This is a genomic window from Streptomyces sp. NPDC000151, assembly GCF_040301705.1.
Lineage (GTDB): Bacteria > Actinomycetota > Actinomycetes > Streptomycetales > Streptomycetaceae > Streptomyces.
Genome location: NZ_JBEPFC010000026.1, coordinates 1 through 20,336 on the forward strand (window position 1 = coordinate 1; position 20,336 = coordinate 20,336).

Genomic DNA, 20,336 nt, shown 5'->3' on the forward strand with positions numbered 1-20,336 from the left:
GCCGCGCTGATCGCCGGCGCCCCGGCGCTGCCGCTCGCGCAGCCGCGCAACGTCATCGGCGGCCACCTGCTCGGGGCCACCGCCGGCTTCGCCGTGGTGGCCGTCGCGGGGCCCGGCGTCTGGAGCGCGGCCGCGGCCGGCGCGCTGGCGTTCGGGGCGACGTCCCTGGCCCGCGCGCCGCACTCGCCCGGCGTCGCCACGTCCGTGATCGTCGGCTTCGAGGGGCCCGACCCGCTGGCGTTCCTGCCCCTGCTGGTGGCGGCCACCGTGCTCCTCACCCTGGTCGGCCTGTGCCTGCACCGCCTGACCGGCCGCCGCTATCCGATGTACTGGTGGTGACGCGCCGCCCCGAGTACAGACCGCGTGTGCCCGAGTACAGGACGCGTGTGTCCGTGCGCTTGCCGCTACCCCATGACGTGAACGTCACATGAAGCGCGGGCGCCGGATCTCCGAGCGTCCGGTGGCGGGCGGGCCACGCCGGACGCCCGGGTGATCCCTGTGCGGAGATCGGCGACGCACGTTGTGGTCATGTTCACGCACAGTCCACCCCCGGTGCGAAACATCCCCGGTGAGGGGGCGGCCGGCCCGCCCCGACACCACCGCGTCCGCACTCGGGGAGTCCGCGCATGTCCCGCACACGGTCCGCCGCCGCCACCCTCGACCGCCGTACCTTCCTCGCCGCCACCGGAGTGGCCGGCGCCGCCGCCGGTGCCGGGCTGACCCTCGGGTTGAGCGGCGGGCAGGCCACCGCCGTGCCCACCCGGCCCACCGGGCCCGCGCCCTTCGCGCCGCAGCCGGTCGCCGCGCCCGCCGTGCCGCCCGTGCCGTTCCGCCGCGGCACCACCCTCGACTCCGTCGCCACCCCGCGCGGCACCACCGGCTACCGCCGCCTCGGCGACGGCCCGGCCTGGTCCCGCGTCGTCCGTACCGAGCTGGCCGCCGCCCGCTCGGGCCGGGACGAGCGGCGCACCACGCTCGCGTCCTTCGCCCAGTTCACCGATCTGCACTTGGTCGACGTGCAGAGCCCGCTGCGGTACGAGTACCTCCGCGCGCAGACCGCGAGCGCCTGGCGCCCGCAGGAGGCGCTGTCGGTGGCCGGCATGGTCTCGCTCATCGAGCGGGTCAACGCGCTCAAGGGCGGCCCGGCCACCGGCTCCCCGCTCGGCTTCGTCATGACCACCGGCGACAACACCGACAACAACTCCAAGATCGAACTGGAGTGGTTCCTCGGCGCGATGAGCGGCGGCCGCATCGTCCCGAACACCGGCGACCCGCGGCACTACGAAGGCGTGCAGGACAGCGGCCTGAAGCTGTACTGGCAGCCGGGCAGCGACCTGCGGGACGCCGACAAGCAGCTGGGCTTCCCGCGGCTGCCCGGCTTCCTGGACGCCGCGCTGCGCACCGTGCACAGTCCCGGGCTGGACATCCCCTGGTACACCACCGTCGGCAACCACGACCAGCTGCCCGGCGGCTGCTACGCGCCCGGCGACTCGTACTGGACGGAGGTCGCGACCGGCGGCCGGAAGCTGGAGACGCTGCCGGCGGACCAGGCGAAGCGGGTCTGGACGGCCGTGAAGAAGGGCCTGGACCCCACGGGCGCCGACTTCAAGGCGCTGATGCAGGCGAACCGCCGGCACACCCGGCAGGTGACGCCGGACCCGCGCCGTGCGCCGTTCACCCGCGCCGAGTACGTACGCGCCCACCTCGACCCCGCCCACACCGGCGCGGGCCCGCACGGCCACGGCTTCACCGACGCCAACCTCCACGACGACCGGCTGTACTACACCTTCCCGGTGTCCGACGACGTGATCGGCATCAGCCTGGACACCACCGACCCCGGCGGCCACTACACCGGCTCCGTCGGCACCGCCCAGCTGCGCTGGCTGGAGCGGCAGTTGAAGGAGCACAAGGACTCCTACGTCCTGGTCTTCAGCCACCACACCAGCAAGACCATGGACAACACCCGCCCGGACCCGGCCCGGCCCGACGAGGGCCGCCACGGGGGCGAGGAGCTGGTAAGGCTGCTGTCCGGCCACCGCAACGTTCTGGCCTGGATCAACGGCCACAGCCACAAGAACGACATCACCCCGCACGACGGCTTCTGGGAGGTCTCCACCGCCTCCCACATCGACTTCCCGCAGCTCGCGCGCGTGATCGAGGTGGTGGACAACCATGACGGGACGCTGTCGCTCTTCACCACGCTCGTGGAGTCCGCGGCGCCGCACCGCACCGACTTCCACGACCTCTCGCAGACCGGCCTGTCCGCCCTCTACCGGGAGCTTTCCTTCAACGCGCCGCAGGCCCGCACCGACCTGGCGGGGCAGCCGGGCGACCGCAACACCGAACTGCTGGTGAAGCGTGGCTGATTGACGCTCAACCCCGGCCGGCCCCTCAACTCCGGGCCGGGGTGCGCGGTCCCCTCCCCCGACCGCAGTCAGCAGCAGGCGCCGCGCGCGCCGCAGCGAGGGGGAACGACGATGAGAACACGGACCGCACTGGCCGGGGCCCTGGCCGCAGCCATCACGGGTACGGCACTGCTCACCGCGCCCGCGGCCACCGCCGCCGGACCGGGCCACGACGGCCACGCGCGTACCAGGGCCGCCATGGAAGCCCAGGTCGCCAAGGGCGTCCCGGGCATGATCGGCCAGGTCGCCGAGGGGCGCCGGGTCTGGAAGGCCACCGCCGGCGTCGGCAACCTCGACACCGGCGAGCCGCGCGGCGCCGCCGACGCCTTCCGCGTCGGCAGCATCACCAAGACCTTCGTGGCCACCGTCCTGCTCCAGCTGGAGGCGGAGGGCCGGCTCGACCTGGACGACCCGGTCGAGGAGTGGCTGCCGGGCGTCGTTCACGGGCACGGCCACGACGGCAGCCGCATCACGCTGCGGCAGCTGCTCAACCACACCAGCGGCGTCCGCGAGATCTTCGAGGAGAAGGAGTTCCGCGACAAGGTGACCGGGCCCGGCTTCCTGAAGCACCGCTACGACACCTGGACGCCCCGGCAGCTCGTCCGCCTCGCCATGAAGGGAAAGCCCACCTTCGAGCCGGGCACGTCCTGGAGCTACTCCAACACCAACTACGTACTGGCCGGCATGGTCGTCGAGAAGGCGACCGGAAAGCCGTACGGCACCGAGGTCCAGCGGCGCATCCTCGAACCACTCGGCCTGCGCCACACCGTCGTGCCCGGCACCGATTCGCGGATGCCCGGGCCGCACGGCATCGCGTACTCCAAGCTGCTGGTGGAGAAGCCGGGGCCGAAGATCTACGACGCCACCGAGCTGAACCCCTCGCTCGGGGGTTCCGCCGGCGAGATGATCTCCACGGCCGGGGACCTCAACCGCTTCTACGCGGCGGTGCTGCGCGGAAAGCTTTTCCCGCAGCGGCAGTTGAAGGAGATGCTGACCACCGTCCCGGTCGGCGCGCAGGCGCCCGGCATCCGGTACGGGCTGGGCCTGATGACCCAGAAGCTGTCCTGCGGGGTCCGGCTCTACGGCCACGGCGGCGGCATCCACGGCTCGACCTCGGAGGCCGTCAGCACCCGCGACGGCCGGCACGCCGCGGCGTTCAACTCCAACGCGGACTGGACCGGCGACGGCGAGCAGGTGGTCGAGGCGGAGTTCTGCGGCGGCAAGTGAGCCGGGGAACGTACTCCTGAAACGCGCGCGGGGGCGGGTCCGGCACCGGACCCGCCCCTCCGCTGCTCCACGAGCGGGCGCTACTTCGGCAGCACCGCCACGTACGCGCTCGGCTCCCGGTCCGCCGCCGCCATCAGGGCGGTCCGCACCACCACCGCCTGCTGCTCGGGGGCCTCGCGCAGCTTCTTCGGCGTCACCTGCACGACCGTGATGCCGAGGCGCTCCAGCCGCTCACGGGTGCGGGTGTGCTCCGGCCACAGCGTCTGGTCGGCGTACTTCGGGGACCGCGCGTCGATCGTCAGCGCCACCGCCTGCACCGGCCAGAACGCGTCCACGCCGCCGAGGTACGGGCCGCCCGGCAGCCGCAGGTCCACGTTCCACACCGGGTCCGGCAGCCGGTACTCGCGCACCAGCGCGTACAGCAGGCCCTCGGCGAGCGCCCGGCCCTCCGCCAGCAGGCCGTCCACCGCGTCCATCACCTGCGGCCTGCCCAGCAGCCGCGCCCGGCTCAGCTCCCGCACCACGGCCGTCGGGTCGCAGTGCCCGCCGCGCACCGCCTCGGACAGCAGCCGGCGGATCGCCGTCGGCCCGCCGACCGCCTCCAGCGCGGTCATCTCCGCTTCCCCCATTCCGGCCCTGGTGGTCTGCGGGCCGGTCAGCCGGGCCACCGCGTCGGCCAGCGCTCTGGGGACCGGGGCCACCGGCAGGCCGGTGACCGCCACCGCGGGCGGCGGCGTCTGGGCCCGTACGACCTGCGCGAAGCCCGCCGAGCGCAGCCGCCGCGAGCGCGGCACGAGCACCTCGATGCGGTCCAGGGAGAGCAGCGGGGGAGCCGAGGAGAAGCGGTGCAGGGCGAGCGCCGCCAGCCCGGTGATCATCGCCTCGGGTTCGTGGCGGTCGGCGCCGCCGCCCTGGGCCGGCACGGCCGGTTCGCCGTCCGGGTTCGTGGCGGCCGCCGGCGTGCGCCGGGCCGCGTACAGCAGGACGGCGTGCAGCCGCTCCTCGCTGGTGGGCGGGCCGGGGTGGAGCAGGTGGACGCCCGGCAGGATCTGCTGCCAGGGGCCGCCGGGCCGGCAGCGCTCGGCGAGGTCGGACGGCGCGATGCCGTGCTCGCGCAACTGCCGGGACGTGAGGACACGGTGGCGTACATCGGCGAGGTGGTGGAGCGGGCGGGGCGAGAGCGGGGTGTTGTGGTTCATGCCCCCGCCATTCCCGCGCCCGCGCCGCCCCCTAACCGCTGTTACCGATCCGTCGACGTTTCCGCACAAGCACGGCCTAAAGTACGGGCGTTCGACGGCCGATAAGTGCTGGTCCTACTGAGGGTTACGGCTTCGCGCCGATGTTTGCGTCACAAGCCTGTGCCCGCAGCGCCCGCGCGAGGTCGTCCCGCGACTCCGACACCAGCCGGCGCAGCGCGGGCGGCGCGTCCGCGTGCCCGATGAGCCAGGCGTCGGCCGCGTCCAGCGTCTCCTGACTGCTCTGCAGCGCCGGGAAGAGGCCGCGGACCACGGCCATCCCGATCTCGATCGATCGCTCCTGCCAGAGCCGCCCGATCTCCTCGAAGTACTTCGGCGCGTACGGGGCCAGCAGGTCGCGCTGCCCGGCCTGGTCGAAGCCCGAAATCGTGGCCTCCACCAGGGCGTTGGAGAGCGCGTCGGACTCCACCACGTCCGCCCAGGCGCGCGCCTTGACCGCGGCGTCGGGACGGGCGGCCAGGCAGCGTACGTGGTGGCGCTTGCCGGACGCGGTGTCGTCGCGGGCCAGTTCGGCGTCGATGCGCCGCGCGTCGGCGGCGCCGTGCGAGGCCAGCGGCTCCAGGAACGCCCAGCGCAGCTCCTGGTCCACGCCCAGGCCGTCGATCTTCGCGGTGCCGTCCAGCAGGCCGCCCAGCAGCTGCAGGTCGGCCTCGGTGGAGGCGACGGAGGCGAAGAAGCGGGCCCAGGTGAGCTGGTGGCCGCTGCCGGGCTCGGCGACGCGCAGCTCGTGCAGGGCGCCCTGGGCCAGCTGCTGAGCGCCGAACTGCCGCCAGTCGGGCGCCGCGTAGTGGTGCAGCGCGGTGCGGGCCTGGGCGTGCAGCGTCTGCAGCACGCCGATGTCGGACTCCCGCCCGGCGAACCGCAGCACGATGTCGAGGTAGTCGCGGGCCGGCATCAGCCCGTCGCGGGTCAGGCCCCACAGCGCGGACCAGCACAGGGCGCGCGCCATCGGATCGGCGATCTCGCCGAGGTGGCCGCGCAGGGTGGCCAGCGACCGCTCATCGAAGCGGACCTTGCAGTACGTCAGGTCCTCGTCGTTGACCAGGACCAGGTCGGGCCGCTCGGCCCCGGCCAGCTCCGCGACGACCGTGCGCTGCCCGGAGACGTCCAGCTCGGCGCGCGCGTACCGGACCAGCGAGCCGTCAGCGCCCTGGCGGCGGTACAGGCCGACCGCGACCCGGTGCGGCCGCAGCTCGGGCCGCGCGGGGGAGGCTTCCTGCAGGACGGCCAGCTCGGTGATGCGGTCCTGGGCGTCGTAGGTGAGCTGCGGGGTGAGCGCGTTGACGCCGGCCGTCTGCAGCCAGGAGCGGGACCAGGCGGCCAGGTCGCGGCCCGAGGTCTCCTCCAGCGCGGTCAGCAGGTCGGTCAGCGTGGTGTTGCCGTACTCGTGGCGCTTGAAGTAGCGCCGCGCCCCGTCCAGGAAGGCGTCCCGCCCGACATACGCCACCAGCTGCTTGAGCACCGACGCACCCTTGGCGTAGGTGATCCCGTCGAAGTTGAGCTTGGCGTCCTCCAGATCGCGGATGTCGGCCGTGATCGGGTGCGTCGAGGGCAGCTGGTCGGCACGGTACGCCCACGCCTTCCGCCCGTTGGCGAAGGTGATCCAGCCGTTGCTGAACCGGGTCGCCTCCACCAGCGACAGGGCGCCCATGAAGTCCGCGAAGGACTCCTTGAGCCACAGGTCGTCCCACCACTCCATGGTGACGAGGTCCCCGAACCACATGTGGGCCATCTCGTGCAGGATCACATTGGCCCGGCGCTCGTACGACGCCTGCGTCACCTTCCCCCGGAAGATGAACTCCTCGCGGAACGTCACACAGCCCGGGTTCTCCATCGCGCCGATGTTGTACTCGGGCACGAACGCCTGGTCGTACTTCCCGAAGGGGTACGGGTAGTCGAAGTGGTCGTGGAAGAAGTCCAGGCCCTGCTTGGTGACGGTGAAGACGTCGTCGGCGTCGAAGTGGCGGGCCAGCCCCTTGCGGCAGAGCGCGCCGAGCGGGACCTCCAGCTCGGTGCCGTCGGCGAACGTACGCCGGTAGGTGTCGGAGACGTAGTGGTACGGGCCGGCGACCACGGCCGTGATGTACGTGGAGATGGGCTTCGTACGGGCGAAACGGTGCACCCCGCCGTCGCCGGTGCCCTCTTCCGCGCCGTTGCTGAGCACGACCCAGCCTTCGGGCGCGGTCACCTCGAACTCGAAAGGCGCTTTCAGATCGGGCTGTTCGAAGTTCGCGAAGACCCGGCGGGCGTCGGCCGGCTCGTACTGCGTGTAGAGGTAGACCTCGCCGTCCTCGGGGTCGACGAAGCGGTGCAGGCCCTCGCCGGTGCGGCTGTAGGCGCACTGCGCGTCAACGACGAGGACGTTCTCCACCGCCAGGTCCGGCAGGGTGATGCGGGCGCCGTCGAAGACGGCCGCCGGGTCCAGCTCGCGGCCGTTCAGGGTCACGCGGCTGACCTCGGGCGCGATGAGGTCGGCGAAGGTGTCGGCGCCCGGCTGCGAGCTGCGGAAACGGATGGTGGTGACGGACCGGAAGGTACGGGCCGCCGCCCCCTCGGCCACCGCTGACCGCAGGTCCAGCGCCACCTCGTACCCGTCGACGGCCAGCAGCCGGGCCCGCTCACGGGCCTCGTCTCGGGACAGATTCTCACCGGGCACGACGTGACTCCTTCGTCTTCGTTCTCGTCTTCGTGGCGATCTCTTCGTCTCGCATATCGAACACTGGGAATCATGGCACGGCGCGCGTGGGTTGAACCGGCTACCGACCCTCTCGGCAGACCTCAAGGAGAGACCGTGTCCGACACCGGTAAGACCCCGGCAGACTTCTGGTTCGACCCGCTGTGCCCCTGGGCCTGGCTGACCTCCCGCTGGATGCTCGAAGTGGAGAAGGTGCGGCCGGTCGAGGTGCGCTGGCACGTGATGAGCCTCGCGGTGCTCAACGAGGACAAGCTCGACGACCTGCCGGAGCAGTACCAGGAAATGATGCGGACCGAGGCGTGGGCCCCGGTCCGGGTCTGCATCGCGGCGGAGGAGAAGTACGGCAGCGAGGTCCTGGCCCCGCTGTACACCGCGCTCGGCACCCGTTTCCACAACCAGGGGCTGCCGCGCACCCGCGAGACGATCCTCGCGGCGCTGGAGGAGGCGGGGCTGCCCGCCGAGCTGGCGGACGCCGCCGACACCGACGCGCACGACGAGCGGCTGCGCGCCTCGCACAAGGAGGGCATCGACCTGGTCGGCCAGGAGGTCGGCACCCCGGTGATCGCCGTGCCCGGCTCCGACGGCGAGCAGATCGCCTTCTTCGGCCCGGTCGTCACCCCGGCCCCGAAGGGCGAACAGGCCGCCAAGCTCTGGGACGGCACCCTGGCGGTCGCCTCCATCCCGGGCTTCTACGAAATCAAGCGCACCCGCACGGCGGCCCCGAGCTTCGACTGATCCCGCTTTCCGTCGCCGTACAGAAAACCCCCGCGAGTCACGTCCTCGCGGGGGTTTCCCTTTATCCGCCTGCCGAGTGAAGGTTGAGAAGACGATCACGAGGCAGGACGATTACCGGCGCTCCGGCGCCTACGGCGCCAGGAGCAGGTTGTGCGCGCGCTCCTTCGCGGACGCGTACCGCTTGGCGACGTCCTGCCAGTTGACGACGCGCCACATGGCCTCGATGAAGTCGACCTTCTGGTTCTTGTACTGGAGGTAGAAGGCGTGCTCCCAGGCGTCGAAGACCAGGATCGGGACCGAGCCCTGGCCGACGTTGCCCTGGTGGTCGTAGATCTGCTCGACGATGAGGCGGCCGGTGACCGGCTCGTAGGCGAGGACGCCCCAGCCGCTGCCCTGGGTGGTGGCGGAGGCCTTGGTGAGCTGCGCCTTGAACTTGTCGAAGGAGCCGAAGCTCTCCGCGATCGCGTCGGCGAGCTCGCCCACGCCGTCCTTCTCCAGCGGCTCGCCGCCGCCGTCACCGGTCATGTTGTGCCAGTAGATGCTGTGCAGGATGTGGCCGGAGAGGTGGAAGGCCAGGTTCTTCTCCAGGCCGTTGATCGAGCCCCACTGGTCCTTGTCGCGGGCCTCGGCGAGCTGCTCGAGGGTGTCGTTGGCGCCCTTCACGTAAGCCGCGTGGTGCTTGTCGTGGTGCAGCTCGATGATCTCGGGGCTGATGACGGGCGCCAGCGCCGAGTAGTCGTAGGGGAGTTCAGGAAGTGTGTAGGTCGCCATGTGCGCCGAGCCTCCAAGCTGCTCAAAAGCAGTAGTTGCAATTAAGTTGCAAGAGCAGGCTAACAGCAGGAACGCGGGGAAGCCGGGTAAGGGGCGGGGTCCCGGTCCCAAAGACGGAGGCGGGGCGGGACCCCGGTAGGAGTCCCGCCCCGCCTCAAGGGGAAGCGCCGCGCTCAGTCGCGGGCGCGCGCCTTCTGCCGTACGAGACCGATCGCGGCCAGCACCAGCCCGAAGCCGCCGGTGAAGTACAGCTGCACTCGCTGCGCCTCGTCCCGCAGCATCAGCAGCAGCACGGCCGCGATGCCGGCCAGCGCCACCCAGGTGAGGAACGGGAACGCCCACATCCGCACGACCAGCCGCTCCGGCGCCTCCCGCTCCAGCCGGCGGCGCATCCGCAGCTGGGCCACGCAGATGAAGCCCCAGACCACCAGCACGGCCGCGCCGACCATGTTCAGCAGCCACTGGAAGACCGTGTCCGGCCACAGGATGCTGAACACCACGGTGAGGAAGCCGAAGCCCGAGCAGAGCAGCACGGCGAAGCGCGGCACGCCGCCGCTGACCCTGCTCAGGAACTTCGGGCCCTGGCCGCGGGAGGTGAGCGAGTACGCCATCCGGGACGCGCCGTAGATGTTGGCGTTCATCGCGGAGAGCAGCGCGACCAGGATGACCACGTTCATGATCTGGCCGGCCGCCGGGATCTCCAGGTAGTCCAGGACCGCGACGTACGGGCCGGTCTTGGCGATCTCCGGCGCGCTCCACGGGATGACGGTGACGATGATCGCCATCGAGCCGACGTAGAAGAGGGCGATCCGCCACATCGCGGTGCGCACCGCGCGCGCCACGCCGCGCACCGGGTCCTTGGACTCGGCGGCCGCGATGGTCACCGTCTCCAGGCCGCCGTACGCGAAGACCGAGGCGAGCAGGCCGACCATCAGGCCGTCCGTGCCCTTGGGCAGGAAGCCGCCGTCACCGGTGAGGTGCGTGGCGCCGGGTGCGTCCGTACCGGGCAGCAGGCCGAGGATGGCGAGCAGGCCGAGGATCAGGAAGAGGCCGATCGCGGCGACCTTGAGCGTGGCGAACCAGAACTCGAACTCGCCGAAGTTGGCGACCGCGGCGAGGTTGGTGCCGCAGAAGATCACCATGAAGAGGAGGACCCACATCCACGGCTCGCTGCCGGGGAACCAGCTCACCATGATGTCGGCGGCGCCCAGCGCCTCGGCGGCGACGGCCACGCACAGCAGCGCGGTGAACATCCAGCCCGCGGTGAAGCCGGCCCAGGAGCCGATCGACCGCTCGGCGTGCACGGAGAAGGAGCCGGAGGCGGGGTTGGCCGCGGACATCTCGCCCAGCATGCGCATGATCAACATGACCAGGCAGCCGGATATGGCGTACGCGATGACGATGGAGGGCCCGGCCGCCGCGATGCCCTCGCGGGAGCCGACGAAGAGCCCGGCACCGATCACGCCGCCCAGCGCGATCATCGAGAGGTGGCGTTGCTTGAGCCCGTTGGACAGCGGGGTGCCGCCGTCCGGTCCGGCGCCCGCGGCCTGGTCGGCCGGCCCGCGCTCGGGCGCAGTGGACGAAGGTGTCCGATTCATGGTCGTACCTGTCCCAAGATGTGAGAGCGGAGCTGACGCAATTCCAATTTGAGCCCGCTCAGTTTGGGCGGGGCGTCCGCTCAGGACAACAGTCGTGCACTTGTTGTTCGATATTCAGACTGAATCGTGACCGACCGCGTCCGAGGCGTGATCGACAGCGACGGAGGGTGACCGGCGTCTCACCCGCGGGCATTGGTCAGGCCGACGCCCGGCGCCGGTCCCGCACCTCGCGCGCGCCCGCGATCAGCAGTACCAGCGCGGTCGCGCCGGCCGACCACAGCAGCTGCGGGCGGGCCGTCGCGTCGGTCAGCATCAGCACGATCACGGCCGCCATGCCGGCCAGCGCCACCCAGGTGAGCCAGGGGAAACCCCACATACGGAGAGTGAGCTTCTCGGGCGCCTCGCGCTCCAGCCGGCGGCGCAGCCGCAGCTGCGAGACGGCGATCAGGCCCCAGACGAAGAGCAGTACCGCACCGACGGCGTTGAGCAGATAGAGGAAGACTGAATCCGGCCACTTCAGATTGAGCAGGACCGAGATGAAGCCGAAGGCGACCGAGGCCAGTACGGCCCGGCGCGGCACCCCGCCGCCCGACACCTTCAGCAGCCCACGCGGCGCCTCGCCCCGCTCGGCCAGCGAGAACACCATCCGCGAGGAGCCGTACAGGTTGGCGTTCAGCGCGGAGAGCAGCGCCACGAAGACCACCACGTTCATGATCTGGCCCGCGCCCGGCACCCCCAGCCGGTCCAGCACCGCCACGTACGGGCTCTTCCCCGGCTCGATCGAGGACCAGGGCAGAAGGGTGACGATGACCAGCATCGAGCCGACGTAGAAGAACAGGATCCGCCAGACCGCGCTGCGCACCGCGCGGCCCACCGCGCGCGCCGGGTCGTCGGACTCGGCCGCCGCGATCGTCACGACCTCCAGCCCGCCGAACGCGAACACCACGGCCAGCACCCCGGAGACCACCCCGGACCAGCCGTTGGGCAGGAACCCGCCGTCGCCGGTGAGGTGCGCCAGGCCCACCGGGTCACCGTCGTACGCGCCGGAGGCCGGCAGCACCCCGAAGACCGCCAGCAGCCCCAGTACGAGGAAGAGCACGATCGCGCCGACCTTGAGCGTGGCGAACCAGAACTCGAACTCGCCGAAGTTCCGGACGGCGGCGAGGTTGGCGGCGGTGAAGAACAGCATGAAGAGCAGCACCCAGCCCCACTGCGGGACCGCCGGCACCCAGCCGCTCGCGATCTGCGCCGCGCCGGTCGCCTCGACGGCGAGCACGACCACGAGCATGAACCAGTACAGCCAGCCCACGCTGAACCCCGCCCAGCGGCCCAGCGCCCGCTCCGCGTGCACCGAGAACGCGCCCGAGGCGGGCATCGCCGAGGACATCTCGCCCAGCATCCGCATGATCAGCATCGCCAGCGCGCCCGCGATCAGATACGACAGCGCGATGCCGGGGCCCGCCACCTTGATGCCGGCGCCGGAGCCCACGAACAGGCCCGCGCCGATCACGCCGCCCAGGCCCAGCATCGTCAGATGACGCTGCTTCAGTCCGCCGGCCAGGGGTTCGCCGCTGTCCGCGCCACCGGTCGGGCCGGTGCCGGAGGTGGTCGGTGCGTCGTGCATGCGCTCGTACTCTCACAGGAGACGTTGGGGGGACTCCACAGTGTCCCCGGCGGGGCCGCACTAGCACAAAATGCCCGGACGATCGGCCCGTCGGTCGTGACGAGCATCACGTGACCTGGAGAAACGGCCAATTGGCCGGTCCGCGGCCGGACGTGGGAGAAGTGCGGAAGCCGCCAAGTGCGGTGTGACGCGTTTGTCGCCGTCGCACGATGATCAGTCCACCGCCGCTGGTCTAGATTCAAAGCGCCGTTCGAAGCATGCTTCGCACCGACCGTGTTGTCCGTCCCTGTTGTCTCTCACCCCCGCGGAGTCCCGATGAGCCTTGCCGCCGCCTCCAGCCGCCCGGGCGCTGTCCTCGCCGACCTGCTGCCCGCCGCCACCGCCCCGCGCGCCCGCGTCCGCGACGCCGCGCTGGTGCTCGGCGGTGCCGCGCTCACCGGCGTCGCCGCCCAGATCGCCGTACCGGTTCCGGGCTCCCCGGTGCCGGTGACCGGCCAGACCTTCGCCGCGCTGCTGGTCGGCGCCTCGCTCGGGGCCGGCCGCGGCTTCCTCTCGCTCGCGCTGTACGCGCTGGTCGGCATGGCCGGCGTGCCGTGGTTCGCGGGCGCGTCCGCCGGTGCGGGCGGCGCGTCCTTCGGGTACGTCCTCGGCATGCTGCTGGCCGGGACCGTGGTCGGCGCGCTGGCCCGGCGCGGTGGGGACCGTGGGGTGTGGCGCACCGCCGGCACGATGGTCGTCGGCATGGCGCTCACGTACGCGGTCGGCGTGCCGTACCTGGCGATGGCGACGGGCATGTCGCTCGGGCAGGCGGTCGCGGCCGGGCTGGTGCCGTTCCTGATCGGTGACGCGCTGAAGGCGGCGCTGGCGATGGGGGCGCTGCCGGGCGCCTGGCGGCTGGCCGGTCGTCGGGGCTGAGCGTCCTTCCCGTACGCGGACGGGCCCCGCGCCTCCTCTTGGGGGTGCGGGGCCCGGTGCGTTTCCGGGTGCGGCCCGGTGGCCGGTTCCGCTGTGCCCACCCGTTCCGCCCTGCGGAACGAATGCCCACAGCTAGCGTGTACGCCGACGGTCGCGCAGGATGCCGACTGCCAGGACCAGGAGGCCGACGATGACGGACATGATCATCTGCTGGCGGCCCTCGGGGTTGTAGAACATGTAGCCCACGACGAAGAGGATCAGCGCGATCGTGGCGTACGTGAGGTACGGGTACAGCCACATCCGGACGGTCAGCCGCTCCGGCATGTCACGCTCGATCGTGCGGCGCATCCGCAGCTGCGAGAAGCAGATGACCAGCCACACGAAGAGCGCGACCGCGCCCGAGGAGTTCAGCAGGAACTGGAAGATCGTGTCCTTCGAGGTGTAGCTGAAGATCACCGCGACGAAGCCGAAGGCGACCGAGGCCCAGATGGAGACCGCGGGGACGCCGCCCTTGTTGACGCGGGTGAAGGACTTCGGCGCGTCGCCCCGCTCGCCGAGCGAGAAGGCCATCCGGGACGCGGTGTAGAGGCCGGAGTTCAGACAGGACAGCACGGCCGTGAGCACGACGACGTCCATGACCGTGCCCGCGTACGGGATGTCCAGCGACTGCAGCACGGCGACGTACGGGCTCGCCTCCACGGCCTTGTCGTCCCACGGCAGCAGCGTGACGATCACCGCGATCGAGCCGAGGTAGAAGATCGCGATCCGCCAGATGACGCTGTTGGTGGCCTTGCGGACGGCCTGCACCGGGTTGGGCGACTCGCTGGCCGCCAGGGTGACGATCTCGCTGCCCATGAAGGAGAAGACGACCAGCAGCATCCCGGAGAGGATCGCGCCCGGCCCGTGCGGCAGGAAGCCGCCGTGTCCGGTCAGGTTGGCCATGCCCACGGCCTCGTCACCCGGCGGCAGCCCGAAGATCGCCAGCGCGCCGGCCACGATGAAGATCACGATCGCGGCGACCTTGATCCCGGCGAACCAGAACTCGAACTCGCCGAAGGAGCCGACGGAGATCAGGTTCGTACCGGTCAGCACGATCATCACCAGCAGCGCCCAGGCCCACTGCGGGACGGCCGGGACCCAGTTGGTGAGGATCGCGGCCGCCGCGGTCGCCTCGACGGCCAGCACGACCGACCAGAAGAACCAGTACAGCCAGCCGATCGTGAAGCCCGCCCAGCGGCCCAGCGCCCGGTCCGCGTAGGCGGAGAAGGAGCCGGAGGTGGGCGAGGCGGCGGCCATCTCGCCGAGCATCCGCATCACGAGGACGACCAGCAGGCCGGTCAGCGCGTAGGAGAGGAGGATGCCGGGCCCGGCGGCCGCGATGCCGGCGCCGGAGCCGACGAAGAGGCCGGCGCCGATCACCCCGCCGATGGCGATCATCGACAGGTGGCGGTTCTTGAGACCTGCCTGCAGGCCCTCCGGCGACCGGCCGTCGGCGGGGTCGCCGGTGGCCGGCTCTGCGGTCGTGGTCGGCGGGTGCGCGCCCATGTGCACCGTCCTTGTGTGGTTCATGGATTGGAGCTCCCGCATTAGATCTGCGGTAACCCGGGTTCGGGAAGATCCCGACTCCGGATCGTTAGCGGTTCCGTGCACTTGTACGACGAATGTATGTACGACGCGTAACGCGGGAGTTTCCGCCCGTAGACCCATAGGGAGACCCAACGGCGCCTACCCGGACCCCGCCGTGTCACACTCGTCGCATGCGCGTGTACCTCGGCTCCGATCATGCCGGTTTCGAACTGAAGAACCACCTCGTCGAGTGGCTGAAGGCCAATGGCCACGAGCCCGTCGACTGTGGTCCGCACATCTACGACGCCCAGGACGACTACCCGCCGTTCTGCCTCCGGGCCGCGGAGAAGACCGCCGCCGACCCGGCAGCGCTCGGCGTCGTGATCGGCGGCTCGGGCAACGGCGAGCAGATCGCCGCCAACAAGGTCAAGGGCGTACGGGCCGTGCTGGCCTGGAGCGAGGAGACCGCCAAGCTCGGGCGTGAGCACAACAACGCCAACGTGATCTCCGTCGGCGGCCGGATGCACACCCAGGACGAGGCCACCAAGTTCATCGAGGCGTTCCTCGCCACGCCGTACAGCGACGAGGAGCGGCACACCCGCCGCATCGAGATGCTCTCCGCGTACGAGACCACCGGCGAGCTGCCCGCGATCCCGGCGCACCACCCGCAGCAGGACTGACCCCACGATGCCCGAGGGGCACACGATCCACCGGCTGGCCGCCGACCACTTCGAGAGGTTCGGCGGCCGGGCCGTGCGTGCGGCCAGCCCGCAGGGCAAGTTCGCCGACGGCGCCGCGCTGGTCGACGGGCAGGTACTGGAGGCCGCCGAGGCGCACGGCAAGCACCTCTTCCTGGGCTTCGCGGCGACCGGCTGGGTCCACATCCACCTCGGGCTCTTCGGCAAGCTCGGCTTCGGCACGGCGCCGGCCCCGCCGCCCACCGACACGGTGCGGCTGCGGCTGCTGAACGAGCGGTACTACGCGGACCTGCGTGGGCCCACGGCCTGCGCGCTGGTCACCGACGCCGACAAGCAGGCGATACACGACCGGCTCGGCCCCGACCCGCTGCGCGCCGCCGACGACGGTGAGCGGGCCTGGCGGCGGATCTCCCGCAGCCGTACGTCGGTGGCCGCGCTCCTGATGGACCAGAAGGTCATCGCCGGCGTCGGTAATGTCTACCGCGCCGAGGTCCTCTTCCGGCACGGAATCGACCCGTACCGCCTCGGCCGCGATCTGACGCGCTCCGAATGGGATGCGATCTGGTCGGACCTGGTCCTCCTCATGCGCGAAGGCGTCCGCAACAACCGCATCGACACCGTACGGCCGGAACACGAGCCGGAGGCCATGGGCCGCCCGCCGCGCGTCGACGACCACGGCGGCGAGGTGTACGTCTACCGGCGGGCGCAGCAACCTTGCCATGTCTGCGGGGCAGACATCCGCACGACGGACCTGGCCAACCGGAACCTTTTCTGGTGTCCGACCTGCCAAACGCGCTGACGCGCGCCCGTCCGGCTGCCGTCCCCCGACTGCGGGGGCCCTGCACGGGGCTCCGCCCCGGACCCCGGTCCTCAATCGCCGGACGGGCTTGATTTTGCCGCTTCCTCAGAACCCGTGCGGCAGCCACGGCGCCACATCGGAGCCAAAGGCTCCAGACGCCTCGGCCAGCGCCCCAGCGCGCAGCTCCCGTACCCGTCCCGCCGCCGCCAGCGCGCTCAGTGACGTGTCGCCCAGATACGCCGCGCCCAGTTCCCGTACCGACAGCGCCAGATCCGCCGCGTCCGTCGTCCGCTCGCAGGACGCCCCCTTCGCGTCGCCGGACAGCCGCCACCGCCCCTGGTTCCACGGGCAGAACGCGTCCTCGACGTCCAGGACGACATCGACCGGCGTCGCGTACGTACGCCCCGAGAGCGCGGCGCCGACCTCCACCGGGCGCAGGAACAGCCCGTCCCGCACCCGCAGCTCGCACCGCCGCAGGTCGGAGACCATGTGCAGCAGCGGGTCGTCGACCGGCCGGTTGTGGCTCACCAGCCGGGACGTCAGGTCGATGGAGAACAGGTAGTCCCATAGGGCCGCCCGGACGACGGGGTCCAGCGCTTCGATGTCGCGCAGCTGGACGATGCCGTCCGGGCCGCTCGAACTCCACTCCGCCTTGACCGAGTACCGCGCGTACCCGCGCACCTCGCCGCCCACCTCCGCCAGCACGCACAGCAGTTCCCCCGCGCCCTCCCGCTCACCGGGCGGGTCCAGCAGCGGCAGCCGCTCCCAGCCGGGCTGCCGGGCGAGCATCCCGGGGCGTCCCGCGGCCACCGCCGCGTACACCCGCTCGCAGTCGGCCACTGCCTCGGCGGGCGGCACGAGCCGCAGCCGTACGTCGTCCGTGCCGTCCGGGAGCGACAGCGTGACCCGCTTCGTCTCCACCCGCAGCTGGGCCTGGCGGGTGGCCATGCCGTATCCGAACCGGCCGTAGATCACCGGTTCGGACGCGGTCAGTACGGCGAGCGGCTCCTCCCGGCGGCGTACGTCGGCGAGCTGATGCCGCATCATCTCCGTCAGCAGCCCGCGCCGCCGGTGCGTCGGCTGCACGCTGACCATCGTGACGCCGGCCGCGGGCAGCAGCGCCCCGCCCGGCACGTTCATCCGGAAGGAGAACGCGCCCGCCGTGCCCACCACTTCGGACCCGTCCCACACCCCGAGCGACCGGTCCACCTCGGTGAGGTCCCGGAAGAGCCCGCGCTCCTCGGGAGCCTCGGGCGCGCCGCCGAAGGCGCGCTCCAACTTGCCGTACCAGCCGTCCCATTCGGCCGCGCGCAGCGTCCGTACCTGTGTCGTCATACGCCATGCGTAGCAGCCGACCCCTCGCGGACGCGACTGGATTTCGAACACATTTTCCTGGCAATTGCCTTCGGCGGCGTGCCGCGAATCGACGCGCCGCCAAAGGGGTGGATATGGTCGCGGAGCAATGGCGAGCGGCGCGGCAGCGGAGACCCTGACGGCCCGGGTGCGCAAGGCGATGCACCGGGCTCGCATCGGCGTGCGCAAGGCCATGGTCGACTACTTCCGCGGCGACGGCTCCGACTGGGTCGCGCTGGCCGCCCTGCTGATCTCCGTACCGGCCATCACGGGCGGCACCGTCTGGCACCCCGACTGGATCGCCCCGGCAGCCCTGGTCCTGCCCATCGTCGCGGGCGGCCTGCTGCTGCGGCCCGCCAGCCTGCTGGCCCTGTACGGCACGGCGGCGATGGCCCTGATCGTGGAGGCCGCGGTCCTCGGCCCGTACGAGCAGGGCCCGGACCGCATCACGCCCGGCACGGTCCTGGTGGTCGCCGCCGTGGGCCTCTTCGGGCTGCTGATCGCGCAGTTCCGCAGCCGGGTCGGGGTGCCCTGGCGGCGCGGCGGCACGATGCTCTTCGACCTGCGTGAACGCATCCGCGTACAGAGCGCGCTGCCGCCGCTGCCGCCGGGCTGGCACCGGGAGATGTCGCTGCGCCCGGCCGGCGGCCAGTCCTTCTCCGGCGACTTCGTCGTCGCCTCGCGCACGCACGGCGGCCACATCCTGGAGGTCGTCCTCACGGACGTCTCCGGCAAGGGCATGGACGCGGCGTCCCGCGCGCTGCTGCTGTCCGGCGCGTTCGGCGGCCTGCTCGGCTCGCTGCCGCCGCACGGCTTCCTCCCCGCGGCCAACGGCTACCTGCTCCGCCAGGACTGGAGCGAGGGCTTCGCGACCGCCATCCACCTCGTACTGGACCTGGAGTCCGGGGACTACGAGCTGTTCTCCGCCGGGCATCCGCCGGCCCTCCAGCTGAGCGCGGGCAGCGGCCGCTGGGAGGAGAAGGCGGCCGAGGGCCCGCTGCTCGGCATCATGGACGGCGCCCACTTCGACCCGATCAAGGGCACGCTGCGCCCCGGTGACGTGCTGATGCTCTTCACCGACGGGCTGGTCGAGGCGTCCGACCGGGACATCGCCGAGGGCATCGACCGCCTCACCGGCGAGGCCGACCGCTATGTGACCGCCGGCTTCGCCGGTGCCGCCTGGCATCTGATCGAGGCGGTCGCCAAGGACGTGCACGACGACCGCGCACTGCTGCTGATCTGCCGGGACTGAGCGCCACCTGCCGCGGGCCCGCCGGCCCGCGCCACGGTCACGCGCCGCGCCCGGCCCCCACCGGCTCCGCTTCGGCCGGTGCCCCCGCGGGGCTCGCCGCACGGCCCGGAAGAACGCGCGCCAGCCAATTCGCCCGGCCCGCCGCCAGCGGCCCCAGTACCGCCAGGATCAGCACGTACCCCGCGATGAACGGCGACAGCCGCTCGTCCAGGCCCGCCGTCGCGGCCATCGTCGCGAGGATCAGCGCGAACTCGCCGCGGGCCAGCAGCGACGTGGCGATGTTCGCGGCGGGCCGCGGCCCGAACCGGTAGAGGCGGGCGACGACGATCCCCGCGAGGACGTTCATCAGCAGCGTCACCGCGACCGCTGCCAGTACGGGCCACAGCACCGTCGGCAGGTCGCCAGGGGCGATGGACAGCCCGAAGGCGAAGAAGAAGATCGCGCCGAACGCGTCCCGCAGCGGGTGCACCAGCTCCCGTATGCGCGCGCCGGAGCTCGTGCTGCCCAGCATCAGGCCGACCATGAACGCGCCGATCGCGTCGGCCACGCCGAACCACTCCGAGACCCCGGCCACCAGGACGGCGGCGCCGAGGAAGGAGATGACCAGGAGTTCGTTGTCGCGGGTGGCGATCAGGCGGCCGATCAGCTTCGTGCCCCAGCGGGCCGCCGCCGCGAGCAGCAGCAGGAAGCCGAACGCCTTGCCGGCGTCCCCGGCCGCCGCGGCCATCGAGTCGGCGCCGGAGATGACCGGCTGGAGGGCCGCGAGGTACAGCGCGAGGAAGATGTCCTCGACCACGATGATGCCGAGGATCGGGCGGGTCTCGGGGTTGCCGAGCCGGCCCAGGTCGACCAGGACCTTCGTGACGATCGCCGACGAGGAGATGCCGAGCACGCCGGCCAGTACCAGCGCCTCCGCCGTGCCCCAGCCGAGCGCGAAGCCGAAGCCGAGGCCGGCGCCGACGTTCAGCGCGAGGTACGCGCCGCCCGCGAGGGCCATCTTGCGGCCGCCCGTTTTGAGGTCGTCCAGATGGAACTCGAGGCCCAGGTAGAAGAGCAGCAGCACCAGGCCGAGGAGGGAGAGCATCTCCAGGTCGTGCGGGTCGGCGACCAGGACGATGCCGGGGGTGTGCGGGCCGAGGAGGATCCCGGCCAGGATGAACAGGGGGATGGTCGGCAGACCGATGCGGTTGCCGACGCGGGCGAGGACGGCGGCGGCCAGGAAGGCGCCGCCCATGGCGATGAGGGTCTCCGTGTGTCCGATGGCTCCTCCAGGGCTCGGCGACGGGCAAGGGAGAGAAAAAAGAGTCAAGGGTTGGTCAAGAAAGCGCCAGTAGTTAGTTTACCAAATGATTACTGGAGGCTCTCTGGCCGCGCTCACCGGCCCTTGCCGCCGACGGGGCGGAGCCCGCGCGCGCACGAAAAAGGTGCGGGGCGGCATCGCT

Annotated in this window: 16 protein-coding genes; 8 read left to right on the forward strand and 8 right to left on the reverse strand. The window is 71.7% G+C overall.

Annotated features, from left to right (window positions below; translation table 11 throughout):
• The 3 genes from ABT381_RS11140 to ABT381_RS11150 all read left to right on the forward strand — a co-directional run.
• The coding region (locus tag ABT381_RS11140) for an HPP family protein (RefSeq protein WP_351591125.1) at positions 1–339 on the forward strand (339 nt) is incomplete at its 5' end.
• A 287-nt stretch (positions 340–626) separates the two neighbouring features.
• Complete coding sequence (locus ABT381_RS11145) at positions 627–2,366, forward strand: TIGR03767 family metallophosphoesterase (protein ID WP_351591128.1); 1,740 nt, start codon at positions 627–629, stop codon at positions 2,364–2,366.
• 111 nt (positions 2,367–2,477) lie between these two features.
• A complete protein-coding gene (locus tag ABT381_RS11150; protein WP_351591131.1) occupies positions 2,478–3,632 on the forward strand; it encodes a serine hydrolase domain-containing protein in 1,155 nt (384 codons plus the stop codon).
• Positions 3,633–3,712: 80 nt separating this feature from the next.
• Here ABT381_RS11150 and ABT381_RS11155 read toward each other — a convergent pair whose 3' ends face one another.
• Positions 3,713–4,831: a hypothetical protein gene (locus tag ABT381_RS11155; protein ID WP_351591134.1), complete on the reverse strand. Its 1,119-nt coding sequence runs from the start codon at positions 4,829–4,831 to the stop codon at positions 3,713–3,715.
• A gap of 124 nt (positions 4,832–4,955) precedes the next feature.
• Complete coding sequence (gene pepN, locus ABT381_RS11160; RefSeq protein ID WP_351591137.1) at positions 4,956–7,544, reverse strand: aminopeptidase N; 2,589 nt, start codon at positions 7,542–7,544, stop codon at positions 4,956–4,958.
• A gap of 135 nt (positions 7,545–7,679) precedes the next feature.
• On the opposite strand from pepN, the gene ABT381_RS11165 reads away from it, so the two are divergent.
• The gene (locus ABT381_RS11165) at positions 7,680–8,318 is read left to right on the forward strand and encodes a mycothiol-dependent nitroreductase Rv2466c family protein (protein ID WP_351591140.1); all 639 of its coding nucleotides are present in this window, start codon (positions 7,680–7,682) and stop codon (positions 8,316–8,318) included.
• A 129-nt stretch (positions 8,319–8,447) separates the two neighbouring features.
• On the opposite strand, the gene ABT381_RS11170 is transcribed toward ABT381_RS11165, so the two are convergent.
• From ABT381_RS11170 to ABT381_RS11180, 3 genes are all read right to left on the reverse strand, one after another.
• On the reverse strand, positions 8,448–9,089 hold the full coding sequence (locus ABT381_RS11170) for a superoxide dismutase (protein WP_351591143.1): 642 nt from the start codon (positions 9,087–9,089) through the stop codon (positions 8,448–8,450).
• 173 nt (positions 9,090–9,262) lie between these two features.
• On the reverse strand, positions 9,263–10,687 hold the full coding sequence (locus tag ABT381_RS11175) for an amino acid permease (RefSeq protein WP_351591146.1): 1,425 nt from the start codon (positions 10,685–10,687) through the stop codon (positions 9,263–9,265).
• A 196-nt stretch (positions 10,688–10,883) separates the two neighbouring features.
• Positions 10,884–12,311, reverse strand: coding sequence for an amino acid permease (locus ABT381_RS11180; RefSeq protein WP_351591149.1), 1,428 nt, complete (start codon positions 12,309–12,311; stop codon positions 10,884–10,886).
• Positions 12,312–12,626: 315 nt separating this feature from the next.
• Here ABT381_RS11180 and ABT381_RS11185 point away from each other — a divergent pair, with 315 nt between their 5' ends.
• Positions 12,627–13,226, forward strand: coding sequence for a biotin transporter BioY (locus ABT381_RS11185; protein ID WP_351591152.1), 600 nt, complete (start codon positions 12,627–12,629; stop codon positions 13,224–13,226).
• A gap of 132 nt (positions 13,227–13,358) precedes the next feature.
• Here the strand turns inward: ABT381_RS11185 and ABT381_RS11190 are convergent, their stop codons facing one another.
• Positions 13,359–14,771, reverse strand: coding sequence for an amino acid permease (locus tag ABT381_RS11190; RefSeq protein ID WP_351591245.1), 1,413 nt, complete (start codon positions 14,769–14,771; stop codon positions 13,359–13,361).
• 212 nt (positions 14,772–14,983) lie between these two features.
• On the opposite strand from ABT381_RS11190, the gene ABT381_RS11195 reads away from it, so the two are divergent.
• Positions 14,984–15,472: a ribose-5-phosphate isomerase gene (locus ABT381_RS11195; protein WP_351591155.1), complete on the forward strand. Its 489-nt coding sequence runs from the start codon at positions 14,984–14,986 to the stop codon at positions 15,470–15,472.
• 7 nt (positions 15,473–15,479) lie between these two features.
• The gene (locus ABT381_RS11200; RefSeq protein WP_351591158.1) at positions 15,480–16,289 is read left to right on the forward strand and encodes an Fpg/Nei family DNA glycosylase; all 810 of its coding nucleotides are present in this window, start codon (positions 15,480–15,482) and stop codon (positions 16,287–16,289) included.
• A 105-nt stretch (positions 16,290–16,394) separates the two neighbouring features.
• Here the strand turns inward: ABT381_RS11200 and ABT381_RS11205 are convergent, their stop codons facing one another.
• Positions 16,395–17,624 (reverse strand): GNAT family N-acetyltransferase, encoded by a 1,230-nt coding sequence (locus ABT381_RS11205; protein ID WP_351591161.1) that lies wholly within the window; start codon positions 17,622–17,624, stop codon positions 16,395–16,397.
• A gap of 127 nt (positions 17,625–17,751) precedes the next feature.
• On the opposite strand from ABT381_RS11205, the gene ABT381_RS11210 reads away from it, so the two are divergent.
• The gene (locus ABT381_RS11210; protein WP_351591164.1) at positions 17,752–18,894 is read left to right on the forward strand and encodes a SpoIIE family protein phosphatase; all 1,143 of its coding nucleotides are present in this window, start codon (positions 17,752–17,754) and stop codon (positions 18,892–18,894) included.
• Positions 18,895–18,931: 37 nt separating this feature from the next.
• Here the strand turns inward: ABT381_RS11210 and ABT381_RS11215 are convergent, their stop codons facing one another.
• Entirely contained in the window at positions 18,932–20,128 is a 1,197-nt protein-coding gene (locus tag ABT381_RS11215) for a cation:proton antiporter (RefSeq protein ID WP_351591166.1), read from the reverse strand.
• Positions 20,129–20,336: the final 208 nt, after the last annotated feature.

Excerpts from the sequence above, each read along its gene's own strand:
- ABT381_RS11145 (WP_351591128.1), top strand. The coding sequence starts at position 627 with ATGTCCCGCACACGGTCCGCCGCCGCCACCCTCGACCGCCGTACCTTC.
- ABT381_RS11150 (WP_351591131.1), top strand. The coding sequence starts at position 2,478 with ATGAGAACACGGACCGCACTGGCCGGGGCCCTGGCCGCAGCCATCACG.
- ABT381_RS11155 (WP_351591134.1), bottom strand. The coding sequence starts at position 4,831 with ATGAACCACAACACCCCGCTCTCGCCCCGCCCGCTCCACCACCTCGCC.
- ABT381_RS11170 (WP_351591143.1), bottom strand. The coding sequence starts at position 9,089 with ATGGCGACCTACACACTTCCTGAACTCCCCTACGACTACTCGGCGCTG.
- ABT381_RS11175 (WP_351591146.1), bottom strand. The coding sequence starts at position 10,687 with ATGAATCGGACACCTTCGTCCACTGCGCCCGAGCGCGGGCCGGCCGAC.
- ABT381_RS11180 (WP_351591149.1), bottom strand. The coding sequence starts at position 12,311 with ATGCACGACGCACCGACCACCTCCGGCACCGGCCCGACCGGTGGCGCG.
- ABT381_RS11185 (WP_351591152.1), top strand. The coding sequence starts at position 12,627 with ATGAGCCTTGCCGCCGCCTCCAGCCGCCCGGGCGCTGTCCTCGCCGAC.
- ABT381_RS11190 (WP_351591245.1), bottom strand. The coding sequence starts at position 14,771 with ATGGGCGCGCACCCGCCGACCACGACCGCAGAGCCGGCCACCGGCGAC.
- ABT381_RS11195 (WP_351591155.1), top strand. The coding sequence starts at position 14,984 with ATGCGCGTGTACCTCGGCTCCGATCATGCCGGTTTCGAACTGAAGAAC.
- ABT381_RS11200 (WP_351591158.1), top strand. The coding sequence starts at position 15,480 with ATGCCCGAGGGGCACACGATCCACCGGCTGGCCGCCGACCACTTCGAG.
- ABT381_RS11205 (WP_351591161.1), bottom strand. The coding sequence starts at position 17,624 with ATGACGACACAGGTACGGACGCTGCGCGCGGCCGAATGGGACGGCTGG.
- ABT381_RS11210 (WP_351591164.1), top strand. The coding sequence starts at position 17,752 with ATGGCGAGCGGCGCGGCAGCGGAGACCCTGACGGCCCGGGTGCGCAAG.
- ABT381_RS11215 (WP_351591166.1), bottom strand. The coding sequence starts at position 20,128 with ATGGGCGGCGCCTTCCTGGCCGCCGCCGTCCTCGCCCGCGTCGGCAAC.